Genomic DNA, 15,794 nt, shown 5'->3' on the forward strand with positions numbered 1-15,794 from the left:
GGGGAGCCGATGGCCCAGGGCACGCCCACGTCGTCCGGCCCGGGGGTCAGGGTGTTGTTCGGCCCCTTGCGGAACGTGGTCCCGATCGGGTGGATGGGCGGGAGGTAGACGACGTCGAAGCCCATCTCCGCGATCGGCTTCAGCCGGCGGGCCGCCGTGCGGAACGTGCCGTGCGGCTGCTCGGGCGTGCCCTCCGAGCGGGGGAAGAACTCGTACCAGGAGCCGTACAGGGCCCGTTCGCGTTCGACCAGGAGCGGCAGCGGCTCCGAGGCGGTGACCAACTCCCGCAGCGGGTACCGGGCGAGGACCTCGTCCACCTCGGGAGCCAGCGCGCACGCCAGACGGGTGTGCAGGGGGAGCCCGTCGTCGCCCAGGGCCCGCGCCGCCGTCAGCACCCGCTCGCGCTCCGGGCCTCCGGGAACTCCGGCGGCCGCGCGCTCGTAGAGCTCCGCGCCCTCCTCCAGGACCAGGCCGGTGTCGATCCCCGCCGGGATCTTCACCCGTGCATGCTGCCGCCACGTGGTGAGCGGGGCGCTCCAGGCCTCCACGTGATAGGTCCAGCGGCCCGTCGCGTCCGGGGTGACCTCGGCACCCCAGCGGTCGGTACCGGGGACCAGTTCCCGCATCGGGGTCCAGGGGCCGGGGCGGCCCTCGGGGTCGCGGAGCACCACGTTGGCGGCGACGGCGTCATGGCCCTCCCGGAAGACGGTCGCGGTGACCTGGAAGGTCTCGCCGGGCACCGCCTTCGCCGGGCGCCGCCCGCACTCCACGGCCGGCCGGACGTCCCGCACCGGAACACGGCCGATGGCCTCAGTCGCCTTCATGGGTCTCACCTCCGCCGTGCGCGGAGCCGGGCCCGGGGCCCGGCTCCGCGGTCCGTAGTGTGCCGGAAGACCGGTGTCTTCCCGTGGGGTCCGCCTGTGGGATCACTGCCTCGCGGAGCTCCGGTCCGACGGGGGCGCCCGGCGGACCTTCTCGCTCAGCTGGGCCCGCCCGCCCTGTTCCCGCAAGTAGGTGACGAGGCTGGTGCGCAGATAGCGCTCGGCCGCCTCCACCGCCTCCCGGGCGCAGCGCTTGCCCATCAGCACGCACAGCGTGTAGCCCGAGTCCTCGAAGGTGGAGCGCACCTCGCGGTCCTGCGGCGAGGCGAGCATCACTCGCTCCCACGCCCGGTAGCGCCGCAGCTGCCGGGCCACCTCGGCCTTCGCGGGTAGCAGCATGGCCGTGTCGTTCCTTCCGACGCTCTCGAGTGGGCACGTGTCCCCGACGTTCGGGGGAGCGTCCGGGCACGGAGAGGCACGGAGCCGTTACGGCGAATCGAGGCTTTCACTCATGGTGCATGTGCGATGACCGAGCGTCTTGTTGGATCTTCAACGACCCCGTGCGGCTCTCGTGTTGCACGAATGGCGTAGCGACCTCACAGTGAAGGTGACTCAGGAGCGATCAAGCGCTCACGCTGCGCGTCCGGAACGGATTTCCGGGTGAGGGGAGCGGGAGCTTCGCCGGTGAGGAGCAAGCGACAATGAAGACCGCAGTGCCCTGCTACTACCACCTCGACGTGGAGGTCAGCCCGGAACGGGTGGGACAGGTCAGCCGCATACTGGCCGCCCATCTCCGCTACTGGGATCTCGACAATCTCGTGGACCCCGTCTGCGGCGGCGCCGAACTGCTGCTGCATGCCATCGACCAGCACGCCACGGACAAACACACGTCCATCGAGATGTGGTGGAACGGGCAGCACCTCATCACCGCGATCGGCGACGACGACCGCGATCTCCGTCCCGACCAGGATCTGCGCTCCTGCCTGGCGCACATCGCCGCCATGAGCGACGGCTGGGGCTGCTGTGCCCCGGACACCGGCAGCAAGATCATCTGGTTCTCGCAGCGGGCCCGGTCCGGCGAGCGCGTCCCGCTGGTCCCGACCGCGCCGGCGCCCAGCCTGCGCCGGACACTACGGGTGCCCCGCGCCGTCCCGGTCGCCCAGTTGGCCGAACCCGCCGACGGCGTCCTGGCGGGCGCCCGGTGACGGCGAGGAAGTCCCGGAAAGGGGTGCCCGTGTGGAGCGGGCACCCCTACCCGTTGGGGGCCTCCTTCGACGGGCAGGGCACCAACTTCGCCCTGTTCAGCGAGGTCGCCGAGCACGTCGAACTGGTCCTGGTGGACGACGCCGGGACCGAGCGCCCGGTGCCGGTGAGCGAGGTCGACGGGTTCGTCTGGCACGCCTATCTGCCCGGGATCGGCCCAGGACAGCGCTACGGCTACCGGGTCACCGGTCCCTGGGACCCGGACCTCGGCCACCTCTGCAATCCGGCGAAGCTGCTCCTCGACCCGTACGCCAGGGCGGTCGACGGCCAGATCGACAACCACGCCTCGCTGTACGAGCGCACTCCGGGCGGGCCCGCCCCGGCCGACAGCGCCGGGCACTCGATGCTCGGCGTGGTCACCGACCCCTACTTCGACTGGGGCGACGACCGGCCGCCCAGACGGGCGTACTCCGACTCGGTGATCTACGAGGCCCATGTCCGCGGCCTCACCGCCACCCATCCGGAGGTACCCGAACGGCTCAGGGGCAGCTACGCCGGGCTCGCGCACCCCGCGGTCCTGGAGCACCTCACCTCGCTCGGCGTCACCGCGGTCGAACTGATGCCGGTCCACCAGTTCGTGCAGGACGGCGTCCTCCAGGACCGGGGACTGTCCAACTACTGGGGCTACAACACCATCGGCTTCTTCGCCCCGCACAACGCGTACGCCGCGTTCGGCAGCCGGGGCCAGCAGGTCAACGAGTTCAAGGCGATGGTGAAGGCGCTGCACGCGGCCGGCCTCGAAGTGATCCTCGACGTGGTCTACAACCACACCGCCGAGGGCAACGAGATGGGCCCCACGCTCTCGTTCCGGGGCATCGACAACGCCTCCTACTACCGGCTGGTCGACGGCGACTGGGCGCACTACTACGACACCACCGGCACCGGGAACAGCCTGCTGATGCGGCACCCCCACGTGCTCCAGCTGATCATGGACTCGCTGCGGTACTGGGTGACCGAGATGCACGTCGACGGCTTCCGCTTCGACCTCGCGGCCACGCTGGCCAGGCAGTTCCACGAGGTGGACCGGCTCTCGGCGTTCTTCGACCTGATCCAGCAGGACCCGGTCATCAGCCGCGTCAAGCTCATCGCCGAACCCTGGGACGTGGGGGAGGGCGGATACCAGGTCGGCAACTTCCCGCCGCTGTGGTCGGAGTGGAACGGCCGGTACCGGGACGCCGTACGGGACTTCTGGCGGGCCGAACCGGGTTCGCTCGGCGAGTTCGCCTCCCGGCTCACCGGCTCCTCCGACCTCTACCAGCACAGCAGGCGGCGACCGCGGGCGAGCGTCAACTTCGTCACCGCGCACGACGGATTCACGCTGCGCGACCTGGTGTCGTACAACGACAAGCACAACCAGGCCAACGGCGAGGGCAACCAGGACGGCGAGAGCCACAACCGGTCCTGGAACTGCGGCGCGGAGGGCGGGACCACCGACCCGGCCGTCCTCGAACTCCGGGCCCGCCAGCAACGCAACTTCCTCGCCACGCTCCTGCTCTCGCAGGGCATCCCGATGATCGGCCACGGCGACGAACTCGGCCGCACCCAGGGCGGCAACAACAACGCCTACTGCCAGGACAACGAAGTCTCCTGGACCGACTGGGAGCTGACCGAGGAGCAGCGGACCCTCACCGAGTTCACCCGGTACGTCATCGGACTGCGCGCCGTCCATCCCGTGCTGCGCCGGCGCGGTTTCTTCCGCGGCGAGACCGCCATGCACCCCGGGCAGCCGCTGCCCGACCTGGTGTGGCTGCTGCCCGACGCCCGTGAGATGACCGCCCGGGACTGGCAGCGCCCCGACGCCCATTCGGTCGGCGTCTTCCTCAACGGCGACGCCATCGCCGAACGCGACCCCTACGGGCGGCGCCTGGTCGACGACTCGTTCCTGCTGCTCCTCAACGGCTACTGGGAAACGGTCGACTTCCGCCTGCCCGACGACTCCTACGGCGAACGCTGGACGACCCTCATCGACACCGCCGACCCCGACGGCATCCCCGACGAACGCGAACGCAAGGCGGCCACCCGCCTGCGCGTCGAGGCCCGCAGCCTGGTCCTGCTGTCCCGGCCGTCCCGCGGCAAGGACCGGCCGGGGCGCGGGACCAGGCGGGGGACTAGGGGAGAAGCGGGCGTACCGTCACGGTGAACTGGGCCCCGTCCGGGTCGCGCAGGATCGCCTCCGTGTCCTTCTCGCTCAGCACGCTGCCGCCGTGTTTCTCGGCCGCCCGCGCGCATTCGCCGACGTCGTTGACCGCGAAGTGGACCTGCCAGTGCGGTCGTACCGTCGGATCCGGCGCCGCCTCCACCGCGCCCGAGTCGATATGGGCCACGGCATCGCCCCGGCTGCGCAGCACGACCTCGCCGCCCTCGTACTCCACCTCGCAGCAGCCCTCCCTGTCGGAGGCCCAGCCGAGGACCTCGCCGTAGAAGATCGCCGAGTCGAAGGCGTTGCGGGTGTGCAGGCGGATGAAGGTCGGGGCTGCCCGGCGCCAGGTCTCCCAGTTGGAGACCAGGTCGCCCTCCCAGATGCCGAAGACGGCGCCGTCCCGGTCGGCGATCAGTGCCGCCCGGCCGGGCGGGAAGGACAGCGGCCCCACCGCCGGTGTGCCGCCGCGCTCACGGGCCCGGGCGACGGCCTCGTCCGCGTTCGGGACGGCGAAGTACGGCGTCCAGGCCACCGCCATCTGCCACATCGCGGCGACCGCGGCGATGCCCGCGACCGGTACCCCGTCCGCCAGGGCGATCCGGAAGTGGTCGCCGAGCCGGACGCTGCGCCATCGCCAGCCGAGCACGGCGCTGTAGAAGTCCTCGGTCGCCTGGAGGTCGCGGCTGGTCAGGCTCACCCAGCAGGGGGCTCCGAAGACCGAATGTGTGGAGACGACGTCTCTCTTCTTCGTGGGGCCGGGGGAAGGCGTGTCGTTGTTCATGGCACTCGTGTCCTGGTGTCGGGGCCGGCCGGCGCACCGGTCTGACACCAGTCTCCAACCGGAAGCGGCAGAGCCGCCTGCCGAGTACCCCGGTGGCACTGGCCCAGGCGAGTGACGACGATGGGGGAGTGAGCGAGAGCGAGCCGGACCGGATCTTCCGCCTCCAGGAGGAAGTCGACCAGCTCAAGGAAGCCGTCGCCTCCCACGCCGTGGTGGACCAGGCCATCGGGATGGTGGTCGCGCTCGGCCGGGTCACGCCCGACGCGGGGTGGGAGGTGCTCAAGGAGGTCTCGCAGCACACCAACATCAGGCTGCGCAACGTCGCGGACCTCATCCTCGTCTGGGGGCGCACCGGCGACATGCCCGAGGAGATCCGTGTCGAGCTCGCGGAGGCCCTGGAACGGTACGGTCCGACCCAGATCCCCGGCGCACCGCCCGTCGAGTGAGCGGGCCTCAGCCGGCCTCGGCCAGCAGCTCCTCGCGCAGCCGGTCGAAACAGGCGCTGAGCAGGCGGGACACATGCATCTGCGAGATGCCCAGCTGCTCGGCGATCCGGCTCTGCGTCATACCGCGGAAGAACCGCAGATAGAGGATGAGCCGGTCACGCTCGGACAGGTTCCGAAGACAGGGTTTCGCCGCGGCGCGGTCCACGATCAGGTCGTAGCCGGGGTCGGGGCCGCCCAGGGTGTCGCCCAGCGCATAGCCGTCACCGCCGGGCACCTCGGCGTCCAGCGACAGCGCCGAGAAACAGTCCAGCGCCTCCATCCCGGCGCGCACCTCGCTCTCGGTGAGCTGGGCCTTCTCGGCGATCTCCGCGACGGTGGGCGCGCGCCCCGCGGTGGTCTGGCCCAGTTCCTTGAGGGCGGCCCGGACCCGGTTGCGCAGCTCCTGGACCCGGCGCGGGACGTGCAGGGTCCACATGTGGTCCCGGAAGTGGCGCTTGATCTCGCCGGTGATCGTCGGCACGGCGTACGCCTCGAAGGCGCGGGCGCGCGCCGGGTCGTAGTGGTCGACGGCCTTCACCAGCCCCAGCGCGGCGACCTGGTAGAGGTCCTCGAGTGCTTCGCCGCGGCCGCGGAAACGCACGGCGATCCGCTCGGCCATGGGCAGCCAGGCCTCGACGAGGGTGTCCCGCAGCGCCCGGCGCTCCGGGCCCTCGGGCAGTGCGGCCAGCCGGGCGAAGTCCTCGGCCGTGTCAGGGGCGTCGTCGTGCGGATGGGGTGTGGTCGTGCAGGCGGTGGCACGCATGGCGCGCACCTCCCCGAAACAGATGCTGGGTGGACGGACACCGTGGGAGGAACGCGCTCGGACCCTGGGGAGGACACGGGGCGGCCGGCGAGAGCCGACTCCCACGCACGTGCCTCCGGTCCGAAGCACTGGGCTACGGATGCCCTGAATGGAGCAAAGGTAAACAATTCACTAGAAAAGGTGAGATTGGTCTCATTCTTTCCGAGCCTCCCTTCGGTGGCCGTCCTTGACTCCCTCTTGGGAGGAGATACCTCTGTAGCAGAGGTAATCTTCGAGATGTGGAATCGGAGACCTTTCCGGAAGAGCTGGCCGACGCGTTGGTCGGCATCCAGAGGCTGATCCGCCGCCGATTGCGCCGCGGGCTCGTCCTGCCCCGGCTGCGCGGTGCCCAGGTCGAGCTGCTGCGCCTCGTCGAGTCACGGCCCGGGATCGGCATCTCGGACGCCGCCAAGGAGCTGTACCTGGCGAGCAACTCGGTCTCGACCCTGGTCAACCAGCTCGTCAAGGACGGCTACCTGCTCCGGGAGACCGACCCCGCCGATCGCCGGGCCGCCCGGCTGCTGCTCACCGACGCCGCCGCCAAGCGCCTCGCCGACTGGCAGCGCCGCCGCGCCGAACTCGTCGCCGGCCGGGTCGCCCGGCTCGACGAGGCCGACCGGGCGGCGCTGAGCGCGGCACTGCCGGCGCTGCGCAGGCTGGCCGTCACCCTGCACGAGGAGGCCGAGGAATCATGACGCCGGACACCACCGCAGTCGCCTGCACCGGGCTCTCGTACTCCTTCGGGGAGACCAGGGCCGTGGACGGGCTCGACCTGACCGTCGGCGAGGGGGAGGTCTTCGGACTGCTCGGCCCCAACGGCGCCGGCAAGACCACCGCCATCCGCTGTATCACCACGCTGCTGCCCGTCCCCGCCGGAATGGTCCGTGTCTTCGGCCACGACACCGGCCGGGACCGGATGGCCGTACGACGGCTGCTCGGCTACGTCCCGCAGCAGCTGTCCGCCGACAGCGGGCTCACCGGACGGGAGAACGTCGCCCTGTTCGCCCGTGTCTTCGACGTCCCCCGGCGCGAACGCGCCGAACGGGTAGCCCAGGCCCTGGAGGCCGTCGACCTGGCCGAGGCCGCCGACCGGCTGGCCGGCACCTACTCCGGTGGCATGGTCCGCCGCCTCGAACTGGCCCAGGCCCTGGTCAGCGCACCCCGGCTGCTGATCCTCGACGAGCCCACCATCGGCCTCGACCCGATCGCCCGCACCAGCGTCTGGGACCAGATCAACGCCGTCCGCGAGGCCACCGGCATGACCGTCCTCGTCACCACCCACTACATGGACGAGGCCGACCAGCACTGCCATCGGGTCGGCCTGATGCACCGCGGCCGTATCCGCGCCCTCGGCACCCCGGCCGAACTCAGGCGCGGCCTCGCCGAACGGCGGGGTGGCGACACCCTGCCCACCCTCGAAGACGTCTTCCGCGACGTGGCCGGCAGCGGCCTCGACGACCGGTCAGGAGGTTTCCGCGATGTCCGAAGCACCCGCCGCACCGCGAAGCGTGTCGGCTGAGCGCACGGGGGCGTTCCTGCTGCTGACCCCGCCCCAGCCGCGCTCCGGCTGGCGACTGCTGCCCGCCCGGGTCGTCGCGATGTGCGCCGTCGAACTCCAGAAGCTCCGCCACGACCGCACCGAGCTCTACACCCGCGCGATCCAGCCCGCCCTCTGGCTGCTGATCTTCGGCCAGACCTTCACCCGGATCAAGGCGATACCCACCGGCGGCATCCCCTACATCGACTACCTCGCGCCCGGCATCATCGCCCAGTCCGCGATGTTCATCGCCATCTTCTACGGCATCCAGATCATCTGGGAGCGGGACGCCGGCATCCTCAACAAGCTCCTCGTCACCCCCACTCCACGCTCGGCCCTCATCACCGGCAAGGCGTTCGCGGCCGGGGTGAAGTCCCTGATCCAGGCCGTCGTGGTGATCGTCATCGCCGCGATCCTCGGGGTCGCGCTCACCTGGAACCCGCTGAAACTGCTCGGGGTGGGCCTGGCCGTCGTCCTCGCCTCCGCCTTCTTCTCCTGCCTGTCGATGAGCATCGCGGGCATCGTCCTCAGCCGCGACCGGCTGATGGGCATCGGCCAGGCGATCACCATGCCGCTGTTCTTCGGCTCCAACGCCCTCTACCCCGTGGCGATCATGCCCGGCTGGCTCCAGGCGGTCAGCAAGGCCAACCCGCTGAGCTACCAGGTCGACGCCCTGCGCGGACTGCTGCTCGGCACGCCCGCGCATCTCGCCCTCGACTTCGGCGTGCTGGCGGTCGCCGCGGCCCTCGGCATCGCCGCCGCCTCCTCGCTGCTGGGCCGCCTGGCCCGCTGATCTTGCCCGGGTGTGAGGCGTCGACGTGATGTGCGGCACGCGGCCGTGACCCGCCCCGGAGCCCCGGGGCGGGATAACCGCTGCGCAACGCTTGATCAGCGATCAAAGCGGGCGAACCCCCTGGCCACAGCGCATTCTGCTCATTTGACAGTGCGCTGAGAGCACAGATAAACAGCGGAGGTCGAGAGGGGCACTGTGTACGAGCCGAACGTGGTCGGGGACTGGCACGAGTACGACGAGCATGCCGGTCTGCGGGTCCGCGTCCACCGCCTGGAGGAGGCCGAGCCGCCCCGCGGCCGGGACGACGCCGCGGCCGGGCTGACGTACTTCAGTGTCCGCGTGACCATCGAGAACCGCGGCTCGAGCCACTTCAGCGTCCAGCTGGAGGACGGCCAGATCGACGTACGGGTCGGCACCGACGGGGAGGGCGCGTTCATCGACTGGCGCAACTCCCAGTTCATCGAGGGCTTCGACGTCTACCCGCTGCGCCGCGCCACCGCCGTCCTCTACGCGGCCGGTCCGGAGGCCGCCCTGACCCAGGTGGACGTCCAGGTCCAGTTGCGCGTCGACGAGGAGTGGACCGAGCGCCGGCTGTGGGCGGGCGGCATCGGCGTCCTGGAGTCGACCACCGCCACAGCCTGCCAGACCGCCGGCCCGGGCAGCCTGTCCCACCAGGTGAGCGCTTTCCTCAAGGACCAGACAGAGCCCGGCCCTACAACTCCCTGAGCAACAACGCCCCGTAAGGGGCGCGGGGAACTGCGCGACCAGCCACAACGGCGCAGCAGACGAACAAGCACCCGGCGCGGCTCCTCCAGCGAAGCGCCTAGTGCGGGATGCCGTCGATGATCTCCCGCGCACCCTGCCGCAGCAGCGCCACCGCCACCGACGTGCCGAGCGTCGCCGGGTCGAGACGGCCCGCCCATTCGTGCGCGTTCAGCCGGGTCTTGCCGTCCGGGGTGAACACACAGGCGCGCAGCGACAGTTCACCCGCGTGGTCGACCCGGGCGTACCCGGCGATCGGGCTGTTGCAGTGCCCCTGGAGCACATGCAGGAACATCCGCTCGGCGGTGGCCTCCCGGTGGGTGTCCGGGTCACCGAGCCCGCTCACCACGTCGATCACCTCGCTGTCGCCCTCCCGGCACTGCAGCGCGAGGATGCCCGCACCGATGGGCGGCATCATCGTCTCCGGGTCCAGCACCTCGCTGATCACGTCCGTACGGCCGATCCGCTCCAGGCCCGCCACCGCGAGCAGCAGCGCGTCCGCGTCCCCGGCGGCGAGCTTCTCCAGCCGGCGGTTGTCGTTGCCCCGGAACGGCACGCACTCCAGATGCGGATGGGTGGCCGCCAGCTGGGCGACCCGGCGGACCGAGGAGGTGCCGATCCGGGTACCGGCCGGCAGCCGGTCCAGCGTCAGTCCGCCCGGGTGGACGAGGGCGTCGCGGATGTCGTCCCGCTTCAGGAACGCCGCGAACATCGTCCCGGCGGGCAGCGGCCGGTCCGCGGGCACGTCCTTCACACAGTGCACGGCGAGATCCGCCTTGCCGGCCAGCAGCGCGGCGTCCACCTCCTTGGTGAACGCCCCCTTCCCCTCCACCTGGGACAGATCGCCCAGCCACTTGTCACCGGTCGTCTTCACCGGTACGACCTCGGTGCGCAGCTGCGGGTGAAGTGCGGCCAACTCGGCACGGACACGGGCCACTTGGGCGAGGGCCATCGGCGAGTCGCGGGAGACGATTCGGATCAGCTCGGGGACCGACATAGAAGACACGATAGACCTTCCCGTCAACCGTGGATTCCGACATCCTGTCGGCCGCCGCCGTGGTCACCCGGTGCGGCGGGCACCGTGGTTCAGCCGACGTCCCGCGGCAGGTCCGCCGCCGACTCCTCCGGTGTGAGGTCAGGGCGCAGCCGCAGCCAGGACGGCTGGCGGAGCAGGCCCGCCCGGGTACGGGTGCTGTAAGCGACCTCGCCGACCAGCCGGGGCAGCACCCAGTGCGCGCCCGCCACCGCCGGGACCGGGTCGAAGGGGCACACGTCTGTCCCGGCGGCCCGCAGCAGCGCGGCCAGTTCGGTCCGCTCGGCCTCGCTCCAGCCGGTGCCCACCCCGCCGACGTACCGCAGCCGTCCGCCGGCGGAGCGCTGGCCGGCCAGCACCGCGCCCGGCAGCCCGGTCAGCCGTCCCCGGCCCGGCAGCCAGCCGCCGACGATCACGTCCTCGGTACGCATGTTCCGGATCTTGATCCAGGCGCGGGACCGCACCCCCGGTTCGTACACCGAGTCCAGCCGTTTGCAGACCAGACCTTCGAGGCCGTGCTCCCGGGTGGCCCGCAGCGCCTCGGGGCCGTGGCCGACGACGGCTCCCGGCGTCGACCAGTACGGGCCGTCGAGGGCGAGCGATTCGAGGCGTGCCCGCCGCCGCGTGTACGGCACCCGCAGCAGCGGGTCGCCGTCCAGATGCAGTACGTCGAACAGGACCAGATGGACCGGGGTGCGCGCCGCCAGCCGCGCCGCGCGCGCCGGGGCGTGGGCCAGGCCCATCCGGTTCTGCAGCAACTGGAAGTCGGCGCGGCCGTGTTCGTCGAGGGCCAGCACCTCGCCGTCCAGGATCGCCGGGACCCGGCCCAGCACCTCGCCCAGTGGGCGCAGTTCGGGATAGGCGCCGGTGATCTCCTCGCCGGACCGGGCGCGCAGCAGCACGCTCCCGTCACCGGGCAGATAGACGACCGCGCGCTGGCCGTCCTGCTTGGTCTCGTAGGCCCACCGGCTGTCCTGCGCGGCGGACGGCAGCTTGCCGGGTGTGGCGAGCATGGGCGGGATCAGCGGCAGGGCGGTCACGCAGAAGATGTGGACCGGGCGCGACCGCCGCACGCGCCTTCCGGCGCCGGTTCCCCCGAACAGGCCTCACGCGCCGCCTGCGGGCGGCGGGGGCTGCACCAGCCCCGACTGGTAGGCCATCACCACGAGTTGGGCCCGGTCGCGGGCGTCCAGCTTGGTCATCGCCCGGTGGATGTGGGTGCGTACGGTCAGCGGGGAGACGAACAGCTTCCCGGCGATCTCCTCGTTGGAGCTGCCCTGCGCCGCCAGCGCCGTCACCTCACGCTCGCGCGCGGTGAGGACACGCAGTTGCTCGGGGGCGGCGAGCCGGGCGCCGGGCGCGGGCGTGGCCAGGAACCGGGTGATGAGGGTGCGGGTCGCGGTGGGGGAGAGCAGCGACTCGCCGGAGGCCACGGTACGGATGCCGGCCAGCAGCGCCTCGGCGGTCACGTCCTTGCCGAGGAAGCCGCTGGCCCCGGCCCGCAGGGCCTGCGCCACGTACTCGTCGACCTCGAACGTGGTCAGGATCAGCACCCGGACGTCGGACAGCTCCGGGTCGGCGCAGACGGCGGCGGTGGCGGCCAGCCCGTCGGTGCCGGGCATCCGGATGTCCATCAGCACGACGTCGGGCCGCAGTTCACGGGTGAGCGCGATCGCCTCGGCGCCGTCGGTGGCCTCGCCGACCACCTCCAGGTCGTCGCAGGAGTCGATCAGGATCCGGAAGGTGGCCCGCAGCAGGGCCTGGTCGTCGGCGAGCAGCACGCGGATGGTCATGGGGTCCGTTCTCCCTGCGGTTCCGTGGCGCTGGGGTACAGCGGCAGCTGGGTGGTGACCTCGAAGCCGCCCCCGTCGCGGTGCCCGGCGGCGAAGGCACCGCCGACCGACTGCGCCCGCTCGCGCATCCCGATCAGCCCGAAGCCGTGTCCGGGGGTGGGGGAGGCCGGTGCGGTGGCGGTGCCGTCGTCGGTGACCGTGAGGGTCAGCCGGTCGCGGGTCCAGCCGATCCGGACGTACGCGGCCTCGGCCGAGGCGTGCTTGGTGACGTTGGTCAGCGCCTCCTGCACGATCCGGTACGCCGTCAGGTCCACGCCCGCCGTCAGCGGACGCGGGGTGCCCTCGACGCTGACGTGCACGGTGAGCCCGGCGGACTCGCAGGCCTCGGTCAGCTCCGGCAGCTGCGCGAGGCCCGGGCTGGGGGCGAGCGGCAGATCGGGGTCGTCGGTCGCCCGCAGCAGCCCCACGGTGGCCTTGAGCTCGCGCAGCGCGGAGGCGGTCGTACCGGCGAGATCCCCGAGGATCGCGTGCACCTGGTCGGGATGGGTGCGCGAGAGATGGGCCGCCGTGCCGGCCTGGGCGTTGGCCAGCGCCAGATGGTGGGCCACCACGTCGTGCAGCTCCCGGGCGATCCGCATCCGCTCCTCCGCGACCCGGTGCCGCGCCTCCTCCTCCCGGCCGCGCTCCGCGTACTCCGCCCGCGCCTGTACGGCCTCCAGGTAGGCGCTCTGCAGGCGCACGGCGTTGCCGGCGAAGACCGGCAGCAGCAGCCAGGCGGCCGGGCCGATCGTCTTGAGCGGCCAGGGGATGCCCACCGGGTCGAAGACCATCGCCACCGTCACCACCAGGGCGAGGGTGCCGAAGTAGTACCGGCGGGCCGTGGGCCGGTCGGTGACCACGGCCAGCCGGTACAGCGCCAGCATCAGCGCGCCCAGCAGCAGCGGGGTGGGCAGGTGGCCGAGCCCGGCGGCGGCCGCGGTGCACATCGCGACGACGGCGGTGACGACGCGCTGATGGGTGCGGCTCCAGAACAGCGCGAGGCAGCCGACGGCGGCGAGGGCGATGGTCGCCGCGACGGCGTGCGGACGGTCCGCGCTGCTCATGGTGATCTCGCTGCCGAACAGGAAGGCGGCGAACAGCAGCACCACCGTCATCGTGTCGACGGTCCGGGTGTGTTCGTCCGCGTAGCGCTGCCAGGGGGTGCTCATCGGTCGCTCCGCTCGGTCTCCTGTGACCATGGTCGGCCATGTCCGGCGCACGAGGCGGGCGAAGCGCACGAGGCGGACGGGGGCCGCCCGCGTCACTGCGACGCGAGCGGCCCCCGGGGGAGGGGAGAGGGTCATGTACGAGCCGGTTCCGGAGCGGCGTCACCGGCCGGCGCGGGCACCGTACGGCTCAGCGCCTCGCCCTCCACGTCGATGGACGGCAGCAGCCGGTCCAGCCATCGCGGCAGCCACCAGGCCGACCGGCCCAGCAGGGCCAGCACCGCCGGGACGATCGCCATCCGTACGACGAACGCGTCGAGCAGGACGGCCGAGGCGAGCCCGAACCCGATCATCTTGATCATCGACTCGCCGGCGCCGATGAACCCGGAGAACACCGCCATCATGATCAGCGCGGCGGCCAACACGACCCGGGCGCTGTACCGGAAGCCGCTGACGACCGCCTGCGCCGGCCGGTCCCCGTGGACGTACGCCTCCCGCATCCGCGACACCAGGAACACCTCGTAGTCCATGGCCAGTCCGAAGACGATGCCCACCAGGAAGATCGGCATCAGGCTCATGATCGGCCCGGTCGACTCCACGCCCAGCAGGCTCGCGCCGTGCCCCTGCTGGAAGACCAGGACGACCCCGCCCAGCGAGGCCAGCACCGACAGCAGGAAGCCGAGCGCCGCCTTCAGCGGGACCAGCAGCGAGCGGAACACGAGGAGCAGGAGCACCACGGCGAGCCCGACCACGACCAGCAGATACGGCACCAGCGCGTCCTGCACCTTCTGGGCCACGTCGATGTTCACCGCCGTGGTGCCCGTGACCAGGAAGGTCGCCCCGGTGCCGGTCTCCACGGCCGCGCGCTCACCCCGGATCGCGTGCACGAGCTTCTTGGTCCGCTCGTCGCTCGGGCCGGTCGCCGGGACCGCCGAGAACACCGCGGTGTCGCCCGCGGTGTCGAACCGCGCCGCGGAGACCGAGACCACGCCCTCGGTGTCCTTGATCCGCTCGGTGATCGTGGCGACGGCGCCCTTGACGTCCGTCGCCCCCTTGCCGTCGACGACGATCGTCAGCGGCCCGTTGAAGCCCGGTCCGAACCCGGTCGCCAGGTCGTCGTAGGCCCGGCGTTCGGTGGTGGACGTCGGCTTCACCTCGTCGCCGGGCATGCCCAGCTGGAGGTCGCGCACCGGGAGGGCCAGGGCGCCCAGCCCGATCACCCCGAGCAGCAGCACGATCAGCGGGCGGCGCAGCACGAACCGGGCCCAGCGGCTGCCGCCGTTGTTCTCGCCGCTCTCCTCGATACGACCCGTCCTGCGGGCCCTGCGCGAGAGGACCGCGTTGGGCCAGAAGCCGAGCAGGGCCGGGACCAGGGTCAGCGCGATCAGCACCGCCGCCACCACCGCACCGGCCGCGGCCAGGCCCATCTTCGTCAGCATCGGGATGCCGACCACCGAGAGCCCGGCCAGCGCGATGACGACGGTGAGTCCGGCGAAGACGACCGCCGAACCGGCCGTACCGGCGGCCAGCGAGGCCGCCTCCTGCGCGGTGCGGCTCTTGGCGCGTTCCTCGCGGTAGCGGGAGACGACGAACATCGCGTAGTCGATGCCGACCGCGAGGCCCAGCATGGTGGCCAGGGTGCCGGTGGTGGAGGAGAGGCCGAGCGCCTTGGCGAGTGCCAGGATCGAGGCCATGCTGATGCCGACGCCGATGACGGCGGTGAGCAGGGGCAGCCCGGCCGCCGCCAGTGAGCCGAAGGTCAGCAGCAGTACCAGGGCGGCGATCGCGATGCCGATGGCCTCGGCGGAGCCGCCCGCCGCGGGCTGGGTGGCCAGGGCCGTGCCGCCGACCTCGACGGTGAGCCCCGAGTGGCGGGCCTCGTCGATCGCCTTCTCCAGATGCTGCTTGGCCGCGTCGGTGAGGTCGTGCGCGGTCACCTTGAAGGTGATGTTGGCGTAGGCGGTCGTACCGTTCGTGCTCACGCCCTTGGCCGTGAACGGGCTGACCGCGCTCGCGACCTGCGCGCCGTCGGCGGCCTCGGTCACCAGGGTCTCGATGGCCGCCCGGTTGGCGCCGGCGGTCACCTTCTCGCCCTGGGGGGCGACGAACACGATCCTGGCGTTCGCGCCGTCCGCCGCCGAGCCCGGGAAGCGCTCGCCGAGCAGGTCGAAGGCCCGCTGGGACTCGATCCCGGGCATGGACGAACCGGTGTCGGGCGCCTCGGGCGCCCTGACGGCGGCGAAGCCGACGGCGGCCAGTACGGCCACCCACAGTGCGGTCACGAACCAGCGCCGCCGGAAGGCCAGCCGGCCCAGTCGATAGAGGAAGGAAGCCACGGGACGGAGATCTCCACATCTGCAGTTCTCGGGGACCGGCCCA

General features: G+C 71.9%; 16 protein-coding genes. 7 read left to right on the top strand and 9 right to left on the bottom strand.

What is annotated here, in order from left to right; all coding sequences use genetic code 11:
- Together AB0D85_RS42835 and AB0D85_RS42840 are read right to left on the bottom strand one after the other, a co-directional pair.
- Positions 1 to 824, bottom strand: an 824-nt coding sequence (locus AB0D85_RS42835; RefSeq protein ID WP_362333480.1) for a maltotransferase domain-containing protein, incomplete at its 3' end; no start/stop codon positions are given.
- A 102-nt stretch (positions 825 to 926) separates the two neighbouring features.
- The gene (locus AB0D85_RS42840; protein WP_362333483.1) at positions 927 to 1,220 is read right to left on the bottom strand and encodes a DUF5133 domain-containing protein; all 294 of its coding nucleotides are present in this window, start codon (positions 1,218 to 1,220) and stop codon (positions 927 to 929) included.
- Between the two features lie 302 nt (positions 1,221 to 1,522).
- On the opposite strand from AB0D85_RS42840, the gene AB0D85_RS42845 reads away from it, so the two are divergent.
- Together AB0D85_RS42845 and glgX are read left to right on the top strand one after the other, a co-directional pair.
- Positions 1,523 to 2,026: a pep a2 gene (locus tag AB0D85_RS42845; RefSeq protein ID WP_362333486.1), complete on the top strand. Its 504-nt coding sequence runs from the start codon at positions 1,523 to 1,525 to the stop codon at positions 2,024 to 2,026.
- Positions 2,027 to 2,049: 23 nt separating this feature from the next.
- On the top strand, positions 2,050 to 4,224 hold the full coding sequence (gene glgX / locus AB0D85_RS42850; protein ID WP_362333489.1) for a glycogen debranching protein GlgX: 2,175 nt from the start codon (positions 2,050 to 2,052) through the stop codon (positions 4,222 to 4,224).
- Here the strand turns inward: glgX and AB0D85_RS42855 are convergent.
- Positions 4,193 to 5,005 carry a VOC family protein gene (locus tag AB0D85_RS42855; RefSeq protein WP_362333492.1) on the bottom strand — a complete coding sequence of 271 codons (813 nt, stop codon included), beginning with the start codon at positions 5,003 to 5,005 and terminating at the stop codon, positions 4,193 to 4,195. The genes glgX and AB0D85_RS42855 overlap by 32 nt on opposite strands.
- A gap of 128 nt (positions 5,006 to 5,133) precedes the next feature.
- Between AB0D85_RS42855 and AB0D85_RS42860 the strand changes: the two genes are divergently transcribed.
- Positions 5,134 to 5,451 carry an ANTAR domain-containing protein gene (locus AB0D85_RS42860; protein ID WP_362333495.1) on the top strand — a complete coding sequence of 106 codons (318 nt, stop codon included), beginning with the start codon at positions 5,134 to 5,136 and terminating at the stop codon, positions 5,449 to 5,451.
- A 7-nt stretch (positions 5,452 to 5,458) separates the two neighbouring features.
- Here AB0D85_RS42860 and AB0D85_RS42865 read toward each other — a convergent pair whose 3' ends face one another.
- Entirely contained in the window at positions 5,459 to 6,253 is a 795-nt protein-coding gene (locus AB0D85_RS42865; RefSeq protein WP_362333498.1) for an RNA polymerase sigma factor SigF, read from the bottom strand.
- Positions 6,254 to 6,531: 278 nt separating this feature from the next.
- Between AB0D85_RS42865 and AB0D85_RS42870 the strand changes: the two genes are divergently transcribed.
- The 4 genes from AB0D85_RS42870 (at position 6,532) to AB0D85_RS42885 (ending at position 9,348) form a co-directional block, all read left to right on the top strand.
- Positions 6,532 to 6,987 (top strand): MarR family transcriptional regulator, encoded by a 456-nt coding sequence (locus AB0D85_RS42870; protein WP_362333501.1) that lies wholly within the window; start codon positions 6,532 to 6,534, stop codon positions 6,985 to 6,987.
- On the top strand, positions 6,984 to 7,811 hold the full coding sequence (locus AB0D85_RS42875) for an ATP-binding cassette domain-containing protein (RefSeq protein ID WP_362333505.1): 828 nt from the start codon (positions 6,984 to 6,986) through the stop codon (positions 7,809 to 7,811). Before AB0D85_RS42870 ends, AB0D85_RS42875 begins: the two co-directional genes overlap by 4 nt.
- The gene (locus AB0D85_RS42880) at positions 7,771 to 8,622 is read left to right on the top strand and encodes an ABC transporter permease (RefSeq protein WP_362333509.1); all 852 of its coding nucleotides are present in this window, start codon (positions 7,771 to 7,773) and stop codon (positions 8,620 to 8,622) included. The genes AB0D85_RS42875 and AB0D85_RS42880 overlap by 41 nt, the downstream gene beginning before the upstream one ends.
- Before the next feature lie 195 nt (positions 8,623 to 8,817).
- Positions 8,818 to 9,348 carry a hypothetical protein gene (locus AB0D85_RS42885; protein ID WP_362333512.1) on the top strand — a complete coding sequence of 177 codons (531 nt, stop codon included), beginning with the start codon at positions 8,818 to 8,820 and terminating at the stop codon, positions 9,346 to 9,348.
- Positions 9,349 to 9,445: 97 nt separating this feature from the next.
- Here the strand turns inward: AB0D85_RS42885 and hemC are convergent, their stop codons facing one another.
- From hemC to AB0D85_RS42910, 5 genes are all read right to left on the bottom strand, one after another.
- Positions 9,446 to 10,381, bottom strand: coding sequence for a hydroxymethylbilane synthase (gene hemC, locus AB0D85_RS42890; protein WP_362333515.1), 936 nt, complete (start codon positions 10,379 to 10,381; stop codon positions 9,446 to 9,448).
- An 89-nt stretch (positions 10,382 to 10,470) separates the two neighbouring features.
- A complete protein-coding gene (locus tag AB0D85_RS42895; RefSeq protein ID WP_362333856.1) occupies positions 10,471 to 11,430 on the bottom strand; it encodes an ATP-dependent DNA ligase in 960 nt (319 codons plus the stop codon).
- Between the two features lie 93 nt (positions 11,431 to 11,523).
- Entirely contained in the window at positions 11,524 to 12,210 is a 687-nt protein-coding gene (locus tag AB0D85_RS42900) for a response regulator transcription factor (RefSeq protein WP_362333519.1), read from the bottom strand.
- Positions 12,207 to 13,418, bottom strand: a complete 1,212-nt coding sequence (locus AB0D85_RS42905) for a sensor histidine kinase (RefSeq protein WP_362333522.1) — start codon at positions 13,416 to 13,418, stop codon at positions 12,207 to 12,209. The genes AB0D85_RS42900 and AB0D85_RS42905 overlap by 4 nt, the downstream gene beginning before the upstream one ends.
- A 131-nt stretch (positions 13,419 to 13,549) precedes the next feature.
- Positions 13,550 to 15,751, bottom strand: a complete 2,202-nt coding sequence (locus AB0D85_RS42910) for an MMPL family transporter (RefSeq protein ID WP_362333526.1) — start codon at positions 15,749 to 15,751, stop codon at positions 13,550 to 13,552.
- Between the last annotated feature and the right edge of the window lie 43 nt (positions 15,752 to 15,794).

Origin of the sequence: Streptomyces sp. NPDC048277, from assembly GCF_040652235.1 — a bacterium.
Classification (GTDB): domain Bacteria; phylum Actinomycetota; class Actinomycetes; order Streptomycetales; family Streptomycetaceae; genus Streptomyces.